Source organism: Liquorilactobacillus mali (assembly GCF_001437155.1).
Lineage (GTDB): Bacteria > Bacillota > Bacilli > Lactobacillales > Lactobacillaceae > Liquorilactobacillus > Liquorilactobacillus mali_A.
Genome location: NZ_JQAR01000016.1, coordinates 34,820 through 51,891 on the forward strand (window position 1 = coordinate 34,820; position 17,072 = coordinate 51,891).

The following is a 17,072-nucleotide window of genomic DNA, read 5'->3' on the forward strand; positions in this document are numbered from 1 at the left end:
TATGAAACATATTGAATTTGTGCTGCGAATTTGTATATTTCAATTAATAAATTAAAGAGTATTATATTTTCAAACAACTTTAACACAGTCAGGCAATATAACAATTGCAAAGCAAGGTGTATCGGCAATTGTTTAAGACAAATTGAAGAACCTATCCTGATTATCTCGCAAAAAAACATCAGCTTTTTTTGTGGTGAGAAAAATAAAATGGTAAACTTATGTGATATATATTTGTGGATTGCTGCCTTAAACTTTATGAACGGAGTGTATTTAATGTCTTTTATTGGTTCACTAGTTATTATTTTGTTATCTACCACACTTGCGGGGCATGTGACTGCAAGAGTTGGGGTTCCTGCGGTCCTAGGCCAACTCTTAATTGGGATAATTATTGGTCCAGGTGTCTTGAACTTTATTCATTCAACCGAACTAATAGAGCAATTCGCTGAAATTGGTGTTATCTTGCTGATGTTTATGGCTGGAATAGAGAGTGATATGAAGCAACTGAGAAAATATTTCAGGCCGGCCCTATTAGTTGCATTATCAGGTGTTTTGTTACCTGTAATTCTGATGGGCACGGTCAGTCTATTATTTGGTTATCATTTACAAGAATCTTTATTTATCGGTGTTGTTTTTTCGGCTACCTCTGTCAGTATTTCTGTAGCAGTAATGCGTGAATTTAAGGCGCTTAACGGCAAAGAAGGAACAACAGTCCTCGGAGCTGCAGTTGCAGATGATATTCTGGGGGTTTTGCTGTTGAGTTTAATGATAGCCCTTGTAGGTAATAGCGGGACGGCTAATCATGGAAGTTCAAACAATATTTTAGTGCAGTTGGTTTTCCAAGGAATCTTTTTTGCAGGTGTTTTTCTCCTTGTTCGTTGGATTGCACCAAGCATCATGAACCTAAGTAGTAAATTATTAATTCCAACTAGTAGGACCATCTCAGCCGTAATCATCTGTTTATCAATGGCCTATTTAGCTGAATTTGTTGGTTTATCTGGTGCAATTGGTGCATTTTTTGCAGGAATTGCAGTTGGACAAACTCCAACTAAAGAAATCGTTAGTACTAATATTGAACCGATCAGTAACGCTATTTTTGTACCTGTTTTCTTTGTTAGCATTGGCTTGAGTGTATCATTTAATAACTTTTTGACCTCACTACCATTTATCGTAACTATGACAATACTCGCAGTCATAACAAAATGGTTTGGTGGAGAATTAGGGGCATTACTAGCTGGTTTTGATAGAAATAGTGGGCGGGTAATCGGTACTGGAATGATTGCACGTGGTGAAATGGCTCTCATTACTGCCCAGATTGGTTTTAATGCACATTTACTTGATAAGGCTTTATATATGGATATTATTTTTGTGATAGTTATTGCAACGTTACTAGCACCATTGCTATTACGTTGGTCATTGAAAAAGTTAAATCAAATCAATTGATTTGCTGGTAAGATTATTTTTAGGGAGCTGGGTCAGAAGTTAAATTTTGACTTGGCTCTTCTATTTGTTCTGAATAAACAGTTGGAATATATGGTTATGATTGTGACCTTTTATTTTGAAAAGCTGAAAGTTTCAAGCAAAAATAATTTACCCATTGTTAATTCATGATTTACATGGAATAATATTACTAAGTTGCATCATCTACCAGCGAGGAGGAATATTCTTATGCAAAATCATGAAGCAGGACACAGTTTTTTAGCACGGTTAGGCAAGACTAAACTACGTCCAGGTGGGATAACAGCTACAAATTGGTTACTAGAACAAAGTAATATACAGAAAGATACAAAAGTTTTAGAGGTAGCATGCAATATGGGAACAACCATGATTTATTTAGCCAAAAAATATGATTGTGACGTCGTTGGATTGGACCAAAGTCCCACTGTTTTGAAAAAGGCTAAACAAAATATTTTAAAAAATAATCTCTCCCAAAAGTTAAAAACTATTCAAGGAAACGCTCTTAAATTACCCTTTGAGGATAATACTTTTGATATTGTTATAAATGAAGCAATGCTAACCATGTTAGGTGAGAATGCCAAAAAGAAGGCCGTTGCAGAATATTATCGCGTACTGAAACCAAATGGCGTTCTCTTGACCCACGATGTCTGCCTATTTTTAGATGATACCAGTAAAAAAGAAAAACTCATTGAGGAACTAAGCCGAACGATTAATGTCCATGTTGGCCCGATGAACGCCGCTGGTTGGAAAAAGTTATTTGAGACTAACGGATTTGAAAATTCACAAAAAGTAGGGAAAATGACTTTAATGAATCCAATTGGCATGATACATGACGAGGGCTTTTTGCGGACATTAAAAATTGTTAGAAATGGTTTTAAAAAAGAGAACCGATCAATGTTTTTCAAAATGTTTAATTTTTTCAAGAGTAATCAACAAAATTTAGGTTATGTAGCAAACTACAGCGTAAAAAAGGGAGTAAATGTCGATGAAAAAATATCAAGGAACTAACAAAATTAGTAATATCTTTGAGTCAAAAAATCAAGTTATCACAAATTTAGTAATTCCAAAAGGAAAAGAAATTCCCACTCACCATGTGCCTTATACAGTTGTCGTCGTTCCTGTTAAAGGAAAAATCATTTTTTCAGGAGAAAATTTTGAAGAAGAGATAAAACCTGGAATAATTGTTAGGATGCAGCCAGATGAAAAGCATAAATTGTTCGCATTAACAGATAGTGAAATTATGGTAATCAAATCACATTTGGCAAATTAATAAACACGCAATCTGTTTGTCTGTAAAGAATTTTCATTATGAGGTCCAGAGATAAAACAGCCAAAAAACATTAATAATGGATAATAACTATTGTAGAGGAGGAAGAACTACCGTTATGGTTTATGCTACAAAAGAACAAGCCATTGCACTATTAGAAAATCTGCAAATTAATTACAAAATGATTGAGCATCCGCCTTTGTGGACAATGAATGATCCGCACGCTCCCAAGGGCTTACCAGAGGTTAAAAACCTCTTGATAAAAAAGAAAAAAAGTGATCAGTACTATTTGTTTCTAACTACTAACAAGCCAGTTGATTTTAAACTTTTGGCGGTACAATTAGAAACTAGTCGCAACAAACTAAAATTTGCAAGTGAAGCAGAACTGGAAGGAATACTGCACGTTGTATCAGGTATGGTAACTCCATTGGCATTACCTAATGATATTTACCACAAAGTTCAAGTACTGATAGACGCAGATTTGCAGAAATTGCCGGCAATTTCTGCGCACCCTAATGTCAATACTGCAACTATTATTATCTCCTATGAAGATCTTATTAAACTATTAGAGAGCATAGGTTACATACCGCAAATCATACAACAAGATTATTGTCTATAATTATTTTAACACCTCTTAGGATGCTCAATCTATTAGAGTAACAGGTGTAAGGTCGTCCAAATGCAGAGTGGACTTAATTTTTGTGGAATACTCTTTGTGGGGCTTGTAATTTTACTTATACACTCAGTACTAATTATCTAGTTTCAAAATATTTCGGTATTTTGTGTACTATAATCTTAAACAATATTTAATAACACAGAATTGATTTCAAAAAGTTTAATTGATTCGTGGTTCTTAAAACCTATCGTTAGAGATAGGTTTTTTGCGTACAAGATAATCTATTTTTTCCTGTTTTTATGTTGGAAAAACATTAGTATGACTACAAAAGAAATATCGTTATTTACTTTTGATGTTTATGTTTAATGGAGATTACCTAATAAAAATATGATAGAATTACTCATTATTAATACAAAGTATAGGTCTTATCATTACGTAAAAAGGGGAGAAAGTTATGTTTGAAAAACAAATTGCAGTTTTTTTAACCCTATGTGTTACAGGAAGTTTTACAAAAACGGCTGAAAGATTATTTATGAGTCAAGGTACTGTTTCGAAATATGTTGCTTTTCTTGAAAAAAAATTCGGTCCTTTGGTAAAAAGAAATAATAATGGTGTCGTAGTTAATGAACAAGGAAAATTAGTTTTTGACTATTTTATAAGAATGCTTGACCAAGAATTCCGAATGGAATATGAACTACTTCAGTTGGAGGAACCACATCCGACAGTAACAATATCTACAATTCCATCAATCGTTAACTATCATATTTTCCAAGTGATTAAAGAATTCCAAAAAAAATATCCAGCTATAGAGGTCCGCTTTCAAGAATCAAGCATGCGTGATTGGGAAAAAGATGTTTCGCCAGAGGAAGTTGATTTTTTATTTTTCCATCAAATGAGTGAACACATTAATTTATTATACTATGAAGCACTCGCTGGGGAGGACGAAAAATTTGTAGTTGCGGTCAACAAGAATAGCTCATTAGCAACTTATCCTGAATTGCGGTTCAGAGATCTGGTAGATGAAAAATTCTTCTTATTGGACTGGAGTACGAAAAAAATTGATCCTATTTTAAACATCTTAAAAAGAGATTTTTCTAAATCTCAAATTTCATATATTGGTCAGAATTTGGATATGATTTTGTCATCTGTTTCTTCAAATATGGGAGTTTCCATTTTACTTAAACGTATAATACCTGCTAAAGAAACGACTCAATTAAAGTTGGTACCTTTTAATGATTTAGAAGGTGGAAAGGTTGTACTAGTTAGACAACGGCAAGTGGATCATTCAAGGCCTGCTAATTTATTTTGGGAATTTGTAATGACAAATCAATTAGTAAAAAGTGGAATTCCAAAATGGAATAGTTAGTTGCTTATTAGATAGCAATGAACAATTAATATTTAACTTAGTGCCTTTATAACGCCTTTATTCGACTCGTGATTAAAATTTGGAAATAAAACAATTGCAAATAAAATGGAATTGGATTATAAAAATGTAATGAGAAACGCTGGAATATTATAATTAATTTATTTTGTTTTTCCAAATTTGAGAAAGAGGGTTTTCACCATGAATAAAGAAGAACAAAAAGTTGTTGCGCAGGTAGATGATTTTTCACTAAGTCGTGTTCCGATGGATAAGCGACAACCATTATGGCAGGTTTTAGCCATTCAGATTGGTGGCTTTGTTGCTTTAAGTCAATTCATGTTGGGAGCCGAACTCGGCTATGGATTGGACTTTAAAACAGCAGTCATAGCTACAATTTTAGGTAGTGTGATTTTGGAGGTTATTGCATTTTACTTGGGACTAGCAGGACAAAAAGAAGGTCTACCAACAAGCCTTTTAGCTAAGTGGGCGGGCTTTGGTACTGTTGGATCTGCATTGGTGGGCGTTGCATTTGCTATTAGTCTTATCGGCTGGTTTGGTATTCAGAATTCAAATTTTGCTGCAGGCATTATTACTATTTCGGGTCAGCATTGGCCCTTTGGTGTGGTAGCAACAATAACTGGCTTATTGGTTACACTTTCAGTTATTTTTGGATTTAAGGGCTTGGCTTGGACGACCGTTATTTCGCTACCTTTGTTCTTAGTAATGATAATCATGGCAACAGCTAATATGTTAGAAGGACACAGCTTAAACACTCTGGTTTCTATGGCTGCTCCTAGTGCAAAATTAACATTAACGACTGCTATTACTTTAGTAACAGGAAACTTTATCATCGGTGCTATCATAATGCCCGATATTACAAGGTTTGCTAAAAGTGGGAAAGATGTTTTTTGGGTTACTGTTGTTGGTACAACAATTGGAGAATTAGGCGTAAATGTTTTAGGAGTCTTGATGGCTCACGCAACTGGAACAGAAGAAATTTTGCCAATTATCTACGAATTGACTGGTAGCTTAGGTATATTATTGGTCATTACGTCAACATTAAAGATCAACGATATTAATTTATATTCGGCTAGCTTAGGATTTGTTAATTTTTTTAAACAGGTATTTAAAATTGATTTTAATCGTGGTGGTGTAACATTAGTTGTTGGAATTTTTGGAACCATAGCTTCGGTTTTGGGAATTATTGATAAATTTGCAGGGTTTTTAACAATTTTAGGTATTGTGTTTCCACCAATAGCTGCAATTATTTTTATTGATTATTACGTGCTGAAGAGAAGTCGTAAAATTTTAGATGAATCGCGTCGGACTGGAACATTGCCCAGTTACACAGAAACCATGCATCCTGTAACATTAGTAGCTTGGATTGCCGGAGCAGCTACGGGATATTTTGTGACATGGGGAGTACAATCCTTTACAGTATTAATCGTATCAAGTGTTGTCTATTACGTTGGTATGAAAATATTTGATAAGAGATAAAAAAGATTGTTCTAAAATCTAGAAATGTACTTCTTTATAAACGGACCATACACCGATTATTATGGTTATCAAAAATCTATTAATACAAAGTTAGAAGGTTTATTTATGACACAGATTAACATTGATGATATTAAACATATTGCAATAGGAGCGTCTCTTTTAGGTGCTGGAGGCGGTGGAAATCCATATGTGGGCACTTTAATGGCAATTTCAGCTGTTCGTGAAAAAGGGCCAGTTCAATTAATTGAGCCAACTGACGTACCAGAAGATGCTTTAGTAATTTCTGCTTCAATGGTGGGGGCACCCGCAGTTTCATTAGAAAAATTCCCCAATGGAAATGAATATGATAAAGCTTTTCCTCTTTTAGAGGAAACATATGGGCAAAAAGCTTATGCTACTTACCCAATTGAGGCCGGTGGTATTAATTCTATGATTCCAATCATGGTCGCGGCTCGTCGAGGTCTTCCACTTGTTGATGTAGATGGTATGGGACGTGCATTTCCAGAGCTGCAGATGACAACCTTTGCTATAGCAGGACATCCAGTTACACCAATAGTTATAACCGACGAACGTGGTAACAATGCATTAGTGAATACCATTGATGCCAATTGGGCCGAGAAAATTATCCGGACAATCACTGTTAAAATGGGAGCAACTTCATCAGTTGCGGGAGATGCGGTTCATGGTAAAGATTTGGTTGCAAATGGTGTGACAGGAATTATTAGTTTAAGTAAACAAATCGGTGAACTAATTGACAGTGCTAGTGATTTTGAAACGGTTGATGCTGCATTAACACAGCTATTGCAGATTACGAAGGGTTATAAATTATTTACTGGAAAAATTACTGATATTAATCATACGACAAAAGATGGTTTCAATTTTGGCGAAGTTACAATAGAAGGATTTGGTACATTTGAGCAGAGTTTCGGTTCTGTATCATTTCAAAATGAAAATATTATTTTTAAAGTCAATGATCAAGTTTTGGCTACAGCTCCTGATTTAATTACTTTAGTAGACGTGGACACCCTAATTCCAGTTACAAATGAGGAATTACGTTACGGTAAGCGAGTCAACGTGCTAGGTCTACCTGCAAATTCAAAATGGCGAACAGAGGTTGGTATTGCGACTGTTGGGCCACGGTACTTTGGTTATGATATAGATTATGTACCACTGGAGCAACTTGTAGAAAAGTATTCAAAGATGGGAGAATAAAAAATGACTTATCAGATTGGTATTGATGTTGGAGGCACTAACACAGATGCCGTTATTTTAGATGAAAGACGTAAAGTGATTGCTGCTACCAAACAACACACCACAAAGGACATTCAAACTGGTATTTCAAATGCACTGCATGAGGTATTGAATCAGTCTGGTGTCAACCCAGATTATATTACAGATGTTATGTTGGGAACTACTCAAGCAACTAATGCCATAGTAGAAAGAAAAAGTTTAGCGAAAGTCGGTGTTATTCGCCTAGGATATCCTGCAACCGCCTCTATTGTACCGTTCACAGAATGGCCAAGTGACATGGTCTCACTTTTATCTGGTACTTATCAGCTAGTCCATGGTGGTTATGAATTTGATGGCAATAATATTTCACCTATTGACTACAATGAGATTCGGAAGGTACTAAAAGGTTGGAAAGGAAAAGTGGACTCAATTGCTGTTGTTGGTGTTTTTTCTAGCTTAAATCCAGATCAAGAAGAAAGTGTAAAAAAACTAGCAACCGAAATTCTAGGTGACGTACCAATATCGATTTCATCGAAAATTGGTTCCCTTGGTCTGATTGCACGTGAAAATGCAACAATTTTAAATGCTTCCTTGTATAAAGTTATTAATAAAGTAGCAATTGGATTTGATAAAGCACTGCAAGATGAAGGTATAAAAAAATGTAATAAATATCTTACTCAAAATGACGGTACATTGATGACCCTAGATTATGCAAAACTGTATCCAATATTAACCATCGGTTCTGGACCCACAAATAGTATTCGCGGAGCTGCTTATTTAGCTAAGATCAGAGAATCTCTTGTTTTGGATATTGGAGGCACAACATCTGATATTGGTGTTTTGATTAATGGTTTCCCACGAGAATCATCACTTGCAGTTAATGTCGGAGGAATCCAAACCAATTTTAGAATGCCTGATATTTTATCAGTTGGTCTTGGTGGTGGTTCTGTTGTCAGACAGTTGAGTAATGGAGAGGTGACTGTCGGGCCAGATTCTGTAGGATATAATATTACCCAAGAGGCATTAGTCTTTGGTGGTCAGACTACCACAGCAACGGACATTGCAGTGGCAATGGGTGTAGCAAAAGTAGGAGATTCTAAGAAAGTCGATGGACTTGATAGAACGTTTGTAAAAAAAGCATTTAAGAAAATATCAGAAATTTTGGAAGATGCCATTGATAAAATGAAAACCAGTGCCGAAAAAGTTGATTTAGTTCTAGTTGGAGGTGGTGCTATTATTGCACCGGATTATTTAAAGGGTGTTAGTCATATATTTAAGAATGAACAAGGAGGCGTGGCAAATGCAATAGGCGCGACTATTGCACAAATTGGTGGTCAATATGAAAAAATATATCAGTATGCACAATATAAACGCGAAGAGGCATTGCGAGACACACAAAAATTGGCAAAGAAGCAGGCAATTCAAGCGGGAGCCGATCCTGAGAGTGTTCGTTTAGTAGATATTGAAGAGATGCCTCTTGCTTACGCACCGGGTGAAACAACAAAAGTCAAAGCAAAAGTAGTTGGGGACTTTATGAAGAAATAGTAATTGATTAATCTAGCAGCAAGCGTTACTCTCTTACGTTTTTGGTATTAAGAATTGCTGCTAAAACAGTCACTACGCTATATTTTAAACTAAGTTAAACTAGAAATTAATAGATAGGGGGAGCTAGAAACGAAAATACTTCTGACAGGGTTTGCGCCATTCGGGGATGATAAGATTAATCCAGCCATTGAAACTGTCAAGATGATTCCTGATAAAATAGCACAAGCCGAAATTTTCAAACTAGAGTTACCAACCGTTTTTAATAAAAGTGCAGAAGTTGTACATGCAGCCATTTTAAAATATCACCCTGATGTTGTATTAAATATCGGACAGGCTGGTGGCAGGTATGGCATAACCCCAGAAAGAGTGGCAATTAATATGGATGATGCACGTATTCCTGATAATGAAGGTCAACAACCACTAGAAAAAGTTATTCATTCTGATGGAAAAACCGCGTATTTTTCTCAATTGCCTATTAAAAAAATAGTTGAAGCGATTAAAAGGGAGTCTTTACCTAGTTATGTTTCTACCACTGCTGGAACGTTTGTCTGCAACCATATTATGTATCAAGTTCAGTACATGATTGATAAGGAATTTAAGCACATTAAAGGTGGTTTTATTCATATACCATTTCTTCCTTCACAAGTAATTGATAGGCCGAATACCCCTTGTTTAAGTATTCGTGATGATGTATTGGGGATTACCAAAGCAATTGAAGTTATTGTTAAAGAAGCCTAAATAATTTGCAAGAAAATCAGAGAACTGATTCAGTTATGGTTTCAATGATTTTAGCAACATTCAATATTTTAAATGGATGATTCGAAAATTTATTTTTTATATTTCCGCTAAGGTAAAGGTCACCTCAGTAGAAATATTGCCCATGATTATCTTAGGGTAAAGTTATTTGAAGAAATTGTTCAAAATGACGATGATAGGAAAAATATTTTGTTTTTTAAAAGGAAACGCTTGCATTTTTTAGGATGTATGCTATATTATAGATGTAGGGGATTATGGCAGACGCTATAATCGAAGTTTCATTAACATGCTTGCATGATAATGAAACAAAAATAGCTATCGCAAGGTAGTTAGAAAAGAGGCCAGAGTTTGGAAATCCCTTATAATAGCAGTCCAGTAGTTAATTGATAAAGTTGCGGATGATTTTAAAGTGATTTAAAGTTGTTGCTACGGATATTGGTTAGATTAAAAGAAAAAGTGATGTGTTAAAAGCTGAAACTTTATCTTACTGGGCTGTTTTAATTTGTTTATTAATAATTTACTTGAGGTCAAGTCAAAAGTTGATTTTTGACTTGGCTTTTCTGTTATATGGGATGTAAATTCAATAAAATTGATGTTACGAGTTTGACAATAGAACGACAGCACAAAAGGTTAAGACTCATATTAATCAATGCTACCTCATAATAAATTATTTATTTTTCACAAATAAAAAATTTAGCATTTATATTTTTTAATAAGAATAATAGCAATCACAAATTGACATTTACTCTTAAAAGACTTACACTTTGATTGTGAAATAGTTATTAATCTTTTCCAAATTTACGAAAGAGGGTCTTCAAAGATGGTTGAACGCAGTTATGATTTTTTGGTACCTAGTGTTAATTTTTTCGGTCCAGGTGTGATCAGTAAGATTGGTCAGCGTGCACGAATGCTTTTAATATGAAGAAACCGGTAATCGTTACTGATAAATTCTTAGAAAATTTAGAGGATGGAGCTGTACAACAAACTTTAAGTTCCTTAAAGAAAGCTGGAGTAGATTATGTAATCTATAATGGGGTTGAACCTAATCCAAAGATTCACAATATAGAGGCTGTAAAAAAATTATACCAAGAGTCTGGTGCTGATTCTATCATCACAGTAGGTGGCGGCTCGGCTCATGATACCGGTAAAGGTGCTGGAATAATTCTTACAAATGGTAATGATATTACCAAATTGGCAGGAATTGAAACACTTGATAAAGCTCTGCCACCATTAATCGCGGTTAATACTACTGCTGGGACCGGATCCGAATTAACCCGTCATGCAGTTATCACTAATGAAGAAACACATTTAAAGTTTGTGGTTGTTTCATGGCGCAATATTCCACTGGTTTCTTTCAACGATCCGACATTGATGTTAGATGTTCCTAAAGGTTTGACTGCAGCAACTGGTATGGATGCTTTTGTACAAGCAATTGAACCATATGTCTCTGTTGACCATAACCCAATTACAGACTCTCAGTGCATTCAGGCAATTAAATTAATTGAGACTTCCTTACGTGAAGCTGTTGCAAATGGTCATAATCTTGATGCACGAACTAAGATGGTTGAAGCTGAGATGCTGGCTGGAATGGCGTTTAACAATGCAAATCTTGGCTATGTCCACGCAATGGCTCATCAGTTGGGTGGTCAGTACGATGCTCCTCATGGTGTCTGCTGTGCACTATTGCTACCCTATGTTGAAGAATATAATATAATTGCTTGTCCTGACCGTTTTGCACAGCTAGCTAAATTTATGGGTGAAAACACAGACGGTTTATCAACCCGTGATGCAGCAGAATTAGCAATTAAGGCAATGAAACAGATGTCTGAAGATGTTGGTATTCCTAAATCAATTAAAGAAATCGGTGCAAAGCCTGAGGACTTTTCTTTAATGGCTGAGAATGCTTTGAAAGATGGCAATGCCTTCTCTAATCCGCGCAAGGGAACTAAAGAAGACATCATTCGCATCTTTCAAGCAGCTTATGATGCTAGTTAGTAAAAAAATAAATACTGCTCTTTATCAATGGTTGTTGATGAAAAAATTTATGAGAAATTTAATTCATTTTTGAATTAATTTCTTTTTTTTCAATTTATTTAAAGTGGAAATTAAATCTCAACTCGCATGAAAGAATGAAAAATTTTTCGTATATGTAAGCGTTCTCTTTAATTCTTTTAATCTAACTACGAAGTTTTCAGTAATTTAACTTTTGAATTAACCGCAATTGGAGATGATAAGGAAATTTGATAGGACGAAATTGAAATACAAAATTGTTATTTGTTGCTGGAATAGAGTTAAGAGGTGTTTAAGATGGAAAATGAAAAAAGAGACCTTGTTACAACCATCGCACAACTTACTGATGGTATGGCTATTTATAATCAATTAGATACCACTGAAAAGGGACTAAGTACACAAGAAGTTAACGAACGGCTGGCAAAGTATGGAAAAAATGTATTACATGAAATAAAAGGAGAACCATTATGGTTAGAATTTGTTAAAAATTTTACTAGCTTAATGGCAATTTTACTATGGGTTGCTGGCTTAATATCTTTTATTGCAAATTTAACGGAACTGGGTATAGCTATATGGGCAGTTAATATTATCAATGGGTGCTTTAGTTTTTGGCAAGAGTATCGTGCGGGAAAAGCAACTGCTGCCTTAAAGGATATGTTACCAGCTTATACGCGCGTAGTTCGAGATGGTGAAGAAAAGAAAATATTGGCACAGGAACTAGTACCTGGTGACATTGTTAAGTTAGAAGAAGGCGATGATATTCCTGCAGATATAAGGATAATACATGCAACAGATGTCAGAGTCGACCAATCGACGTTAACTGGCGAAGTGAATCCTGTTAACAAGGATGCACGTGTTGTTCGCAATACAACAGGAAATCATGCCGATTTAAGAAACACAATTTTTTCAGGAACATCAATGCTTAAGGGAAACGCAATAGGTATTGTGGTAGTTACGGGAATGGAAACTGATTTTGGGAAAATTGCAGATTTGACTCAAAATGTAAAGGAAGATAGCAGCCCACTGCAAAAGGAATTGAATGTACTGACAAGACAACTATCAGCTTTAGCCATTGCTATCGGCATCGCTTTTTTTCTGCTTGCAACTTTTATAGTACATTATCCTATTGTCAAGGCTTTTGTTTTTGGACTAGGTATGATTGTGGCCTTTATTCCGGAAGGATTATTACCGACTGTGACCCTTTCATTAGCAGGGGCCGTTCAAAGAATGGCACAAAAAAATGCCCTCGTAAAAAAACTAGCAAGTGTTGAAACTTTGGGTTCTGCTTCAGTTATTTGCTCTGATAAGACGGGTACACTGACCCAAAATCAAATGACAGTAAATCATCTCTGGACGATTAAGCACAGTTATACAGTTAGTGGTGAGGGATACAAGCCTAAGGGGAGTATTTTAGAAGGTCCTAAAGAGGTCAAAGCAGCGGATAATCCGGATTTATTTGAATTATTAAGAGGTGCTTTGCTGGCAGATAATGCAAAAATTGTAGCTCCTAATAAACATCATAAACGTTATCAAGTATTAGGTGATCCAACCGAAGCTTGTTTAGAAGTTGCAGCGTTTAAAGGCGGCATTAATCCTGAGTTGGAGAGAAAAATTGCTGTACGAATTAAGGAACTGCCTTTTGATTCTGACCGTAAGATGATGACAGTGATAGAAGAAAACGTTGCTATACGAACTTTTGATACTTTTACAAAAGGAGCTCCAAATTGTGTTTTAGAGCAGTGTAGCAGCTATCTAGAAAACGGGAAGGTAAAAAAGTTAACTGCTGAGATAAAGCAAAAAATTATGGACGCAAATGACGGTTATGCTAAACAAGGATTACGCGTTTTAGCTGTTGCTTGCCAGCAATTACCAGAAGAACTACGAAAAGAAATAAAAAAAGCATCAATAGCGAATGTCGAACAAAAAATGATTTTTGTTGGATTGATTGTTATGTTCGATCCTCCAAGAAAGGAGGTCCGTGCTGCAGCACAGTTATGTCATAAAGCAAAAATAAAAATTATTATGGTAACTGGTGATTACAGCTTAACGGCTGAAAGTATTGCACGTAATATCGGTATTATTCCTCCTGATTCTCATGTAAATGTAGTAACAGGGGAGGATTTAAAGAAAATGTCTGATAGTGAATTGAAGCAAGCTTTGAAAGGTGAAATAGTCTTTGCACGTATGGCACCAGAGCAAAAATATCGAGTGGTTGCTAATCTTCAGCAAATGGGAGAAGTTGTTGCTGTAACAGGGGATGGCGTTAACGATGCTCCTGCGTTAAAGAAAGCTGATATTGGAGTTGCAATGGGCATCACAGGAACTGATGTTGCTAAGGAAGCAGCGGATATGATTTTAACTGATGATAATTTTGCGTCGATTGTTACTGCAATTAAGGAAGGTCGCGGGGTCTATAGTAATATTCGTAAGTTTTTGTTATATATACTAAATAGTAATATGCCAGAAGCGGTTCCATCAGTTCTCTTCTTATTAAGCGGAGGGCTGATTCCGTTGCCGCTAACCATTATGCAGATTCTCTCAATTGATTTGGGCACTGATATGTTGCCAGCGCTTGGGCTTGGAAAAGAGTATGCAGAAGATAGTGTTATGGAAAATCCACCTCGTTCATTGAAGCAGCATCTTATTAATAGAAAACTATTGTTTAAAGCTTTTTGTTGGTATGGATTATGGGCCTCGATTATTTCAACAGGTGCATATTTCTTTAGTAATTATTTCTCTGGGTATACTTTCCCACATTTAGCAAGTAATGGAACAGTATATGCTCAAGCAACAACCGTTACTCTTGGCGCAATAATTTTTTGTCAAATTGCTGCGGTGTTAAATTGTCGCTATGAAAAGAAATCAATGTTTCATAAACATTTTTGGAATAATTCACTAATTTTTGTGAGCATTATTTTCGAAATAGTGTTATTTTTAGCGCTAACCTATGTTCCTATACTACAGGGAGTTTTTGGAACTGCACCTTTAGGATATAGAGATTGGTTATTTCTAGTTTGTATTCCGTTCCCACTTATTTTGATTGATGAAATAAGAAAATGGGTAGTACGCAAACGAAGTTCTAATTAAAGTAATACTAGAAGATAACACTTTTTCTACTGTATATTTGTATTTGACATATGCACTACAAAATTCTGCGCATCGTTTATATCCATTTGTTTGAATAGAATATTTGTTCATAATACTTTCCTTAGAGTCAACTTCATGGTTTAGTATAACTTTATAGATAGGGAGGGTAAGCTTAATGAATATCAAGAAAGCGGCTGAAATGTTTGATTTGAGTGTTGATACACTGCGCTATTATGAACGTGTAGGTGTAATTCCACCAGTTCACCGTAATGCAAGTGGCTACCGTGATTACACAACGAACGATTTAAATTGGATTTATTTAGCAAAAAATTTGCGTAATGCTAGTTTATCGGTGGAATCATTAATTGAGTTTGCTAAGCTGGCTCAATTACATGATACTCAAAATGTAGAAAACGCCCAAAAACAGATTTTATTTGATCAATTAGAAGAACTGGATAAAAAACTAGTTGAAATGCAGCAAGTAAGAGACTTACTCGTCTATAAAATTGAAGCTTATGATGATCATATCGCGAAATTCAAAGCAGGTGATGGAGGAACGGATAAGGTCGAAAAATTATGGGAAAGGGCAAAATAAACTTTTCTCTTGCTATGGATCTAACTCCAAGGTTTAGGATAGATAATGTAAAGAATATTGGAGGAGGAAATAGCATGCAAATAATCAAATTGAATAATGGTGTAGAAATGCCTCAATTAGGATTTGGGGTTTATCAAATTCCATTGGAAAAAACAGCCGAAGCAGTTTATCAAGCAATCAAAGCAGGTTATCGTTTGATTGATACAGCTTCTGTTTATGGGAATGAAAAAGAAACAGGTGAAGGAATCAGACGTGCAATACATGAAGGGCTCGTAACTCGAGAAGACCTCTTTGTTACTTCTAAATTGTTTATTTTACAAGCACCAGAAGTGAAAGCTGCCAAAACGATTGAAAATTCACTTAGGATAATGGGGTTAGATTACCTTGATCTTTATCTTATTCACCAGCCCTATGGAGACATTTATGGTGCATGGCGCGCAATGGTCGCGGCACAAAAATCTAAAAGCTTACGTGCAATTGGTATTTCAAATTTCAAAGCACCCAAGATGATTGAATTTGTTGGACTGAATGATGTAAAGCCACAAATTAATCAAATTGAAGTTAATCCTTGGAATCAACGAAGCGAGGACCAAAAATGGCATGAAAAATATGGAGTACAAGTCGAAGCCTGGGCACCATTTGCTGAAGGTCGCCACGATTTATTTACAAATTCTGTACTAACGAAAATTGGAAAACAATATGGCAAAACAGTTGGACAAGTTGTGCTTCGCTGGTTGATGCAAAGAGGAATTGTGGCTTTAGCAAAATCAGTTCATCCGGAACGAATGGCAGAAAATATTGATATTTTTGATTTTGAACTTTCAAAAGAAGACATCGAAAAAATAGCAGCTTTAGACATGAAAGAATCTGCTTTCTTCGACCATGATGCACCACAACAAGTAGAATGGTTTATGAATCGAATGTTGGATACGGAAAAATGATGAATATATACAAATTTCGACGCAGGTGGTTAAAAGGGCGCATAGATAGCTTTTTTATACACTTGACGTTGATGTTTTAGCGGCCTGCAAATCACCCCTATGTCCCTAAATAGGAGTGATTTTTTGTATTTAAATATTAAACTTAGCTAGAAAATAAATTCTAATATGAATTAAAAACTTATAAATTCACTAAGATAATGCAGTTCAACAAAAAAACTGATATTCTTGTAAAAAGAAGATTTAGATTGACCTGTGCTGCTTTTTTAACAAATAAGAAACAATTAGGGGTACTAGAGCTATGATTGGTAACGTGTACAGAACCATGGATAAGCCATAAGTGTCAGCCAAACTACCTAATATTGGTGAAGCAATTCCGCCAACGCTAACCGCTAATCCTAAAGTCACACCAGAAGCAAGTCCCATGTTTTGGGGTAGATAGGCCTGACCTAGTAAAACCATAGAACTATAGGGCATAAAAACAATTAATCCCAGTGGAATTAAAAACAGTAATGCTAAAATGGGATTTTTAATTAGAGGAAAAAGTAATAAAATAACCGGTAAAATAGTAAAACTTAGCCGTAATACATTGATAAATCCTAAGCGATCTGCCAAGTTCCCACCAAGTAAAGTACCTAATGATCCAACAATGAAGAGCTGCTCTTATCCTAGTATTTGGTACACAAATATTTAGACAGTTGTGCCATAATAAA

13 protein-coding genes and 1 pseudogene are annotated in these 17,072 nt (G+C 35.4%); 13 read left to right on the top strand and 1 reads right to left on the bottom strand.

The genetic code is table 11. From position 1 onward, the window contains the following. Window positions 1–273: 273 nt before the first annotated feature. From IV36_RS07680 to IV36_RS07740, 13 genes and pseudogenes are all read left to right on the top strand, one after another. Entirely contained in the window at window positions 274–1,440 is a 1,167-nt protein-coding gene (locus tag IV36_RS07680; protein WP_056991599.1) for a cation:proton antiporter, read from the top strand. Window positions 1,441–1,665: 225 nt separating this feature from the next. Further along, window positions 1,666–2,463: a class I SAM-dependent methyltransferase gene (locus IV36_RS07685; RefSeq protein WP_056991600.1), complete on the top strand. Its 798-nt coding sequence runs from the start codon at window positions 1,666–1,668 to the stop codon at window positions 2,461–2,463. Continuing rightward, window positions 2,441–2,725, top strand: a complete 285-nt coding sequence (locus IV36_RS07690) for a cupin domain-containing protein (protein WP_003689470.1) — start codon at window positions 2,441–2,443, stop codon at window positions 2,723–2,725. Before IV36_RS07685 ends, IV36_RS07690 begins: the two co-directional genes overlap by 23 nt. Before the next feature lie 115 nt (window positions 2,726–2,840). Then, window positions 2,841–3,341: a YbaK/EbsC family protein gene (locus tag IV36_RS07695; RefSeq protein ID WP_003689468.1), complete on the top strand. Its 501-nt coding sequence runs from the start codon at window positions 2,841–2,843 to the stop codon at window positions 3,339–3,341. Between the two features lie 451 nt (window positions 3,342–3,792). Further along, entirely contained in the window at window positions 3,793–4,704 is a 912-nt protein-coding gene (locus IV36_RS07700; RefSeq protein WP_056991601.1) for a LysR family transcriptional regulator, read from the top strand. A 198-nt stretch (window positions 4,705–4,902) separates the two neighbouring features. Then, a complete protein-coding gene (locus IV36_RS07705) occupies window positions 4,903–6,198 on the top strand; it encodes a purine-cytosine permease family protein (protein ID WP_003689107.1) in 1,296 nt (431 codons plus the stop codon). A 105-nt stretch (window positions 6,199–6,303) separates the two neighbouring features. Next, a complete protein-coding gene (locus tag IV36_RS07710; protein WP_003689106.1) occupies window positions 6,304–7,410 on the top strand; it encodes a DUF917 domain-containing protein in 1,107 nt (368 codons plus the stop codon). Between the two features lie 3 nt (window positions 7,411–7,413). Next, window positions 7,414–8,973, top strand: coding sequence for a hydantoinase/oxoprolinase N-terminal domain-containing protein (locus tag IV36_RS07715; RefSeq protein WP_003689105.1), 1,560 nt, complete (start codon window positions 7,414–7,416; stop codon window positions 8,971–8,973). 135 nt (window positions 8,974–9,108) lie between these two features. Next, entirely contained in the window at window positions 9,109–9,711 is a 603-nt protein-coding gene (pcp, locus tag IV36_RS07720; protein ID WP_040538200.1) for a pyroglutamyl-peptidase I, read from the top strand. An 838-nt stretch (window positions 9,712–10,549) separates the two neighbouring features. After that, window positions 10,550–11,724 (top strand): annotated as a pseudogene (locus IV36_RS07725) (iron-containing alcohol dehydrogenase). Window positions 11,725–12,036: 312 nt separating this feature from the next. Next, on the top strand, window positions 12,037–14,826 hold the full coding sequence (locus IV36_RS07730) for a cation-translocating P-type ATPase (RefSeq protein ID WP_010077804.1): 2,790 nt from the start codon (window positions 12,037–12,039) through the stop codon (window positions 14,824–14,826). A gap of 175 nt (window positions 14,827–15,001) precedes the next feature. Beyond that, complete coding sequence (locus IV36_RS07735; RefSeq protein WP_003689102.1) at window positions 15,002–15,421, top strand: MerR family transcriptional regulator; 420 nt, start codon at window positions 15,002–15,004, stop codon at window positions 15,419–15,421. A gap of 74 nt (window positions 15,422–15,495) precedes the next feature. Continuing rightward, complete coding sequence (locus IV36_RS07740) at window positions 15,496–16,362, top strand: aldo/keto reductase (RefSeq protein WP_029327353.1); 867 nt, start codon at window positions 15,496–15,498, stop codon at window positions 16,360–16,362. Window positions 16,363–16,602: 240 nt separating this feature from the next. Here the strand turns inward: IV36_RS07740 and IV36_RS07745 are convergent, their stop codons facing one another. Further along, window positions 16,603–16,974: an MFS transporter gene (locus IV36_RS07745; protein ID WP_003689100.1), complete on the bottom strand. Its 372-nt coding sequence runs from the start codon at window positions 16,972–16,974 to the stop codon at window positions 16,603–16,605. Window positions 16,975–17,072: the final 98 nt, after the last annotated feature.

Bases quoted from the DNA above. Each gene is read 5' to 3' on its own strand.
- IV36_RS07680 (WP_056991599.1), top strand. From the start codon at position 274: ATGTCTTTTATTGGTTCACTAGTTATTATTTTGTTATCTACCACACTT.
- IV36_RS07685 (WP_056991600.1), top strand. From the start codon at position 1,666: ATGCAAAATCATGAAGCAGGACACAGTTTTTTAGCACGGTTAGGCAAG.
- IV36_RS07690 (WP_003689470.1), top strand. From the start codon at position 2,441: ATGAAAAAATATCAAGGAACTAACAAAATTAGTAATATCTTTGAGTCA.
- IV36_RS07695 (WP_003689468.1), top strand. From the start codon at position 2,841: ATGGTTTATGCTACAAAAGAACAAGCCATTGCACTATTAGAAAATCTG.
- IV36_RS07700 (WP_056991601.1), top strand. From the start codon at position 3,793: ATGTTTGAAAAACAAATTGCAGTTTTTTTAACCCTATGTGTTACAGGA.
- IV36_RS07705 (WP_003689107.1), top strand. From the start codon at position 4,903: ATGAATAAAGAAGAACAAAAAGTTGTTGCGCAGGTAGATGATTTTTCA.
- IV36_RS07710 (WP_003689106.1), top strand. From the start codon at position 6,304: ATGACACAGATTAACATTGATGATATTAAACATATTGCAATAGGAGCG.
- IV36_RS07715 (WP_003689105.1), top strand. From the start codon at position 7,414: ATGACTTATCAGATTGGTATTGATGTTGGAGGCACTAACACAGATGCC.
- IV36_RS07730 (WP_010077804.1), top strand. From the start codon at position 12,037: ATGGAAAATGAAAAAAGAGACCTTGTTACAACCATCGCACAACTTACT.
- IV36_RS07735 (WP_003689102.1), top strand. From the start codon at position 15,002: ATGAATATCAAGAAAGCGGCTGAAATGTTTGATTTGAGTGTTGATACA.
- IV36_RS07740 (WP_029327353.1), top strand. From the start codon at position 15,496: ATGCAAATAATCAAATTGAATAATGGTGTAGAAATGCCTCAATTAGGA.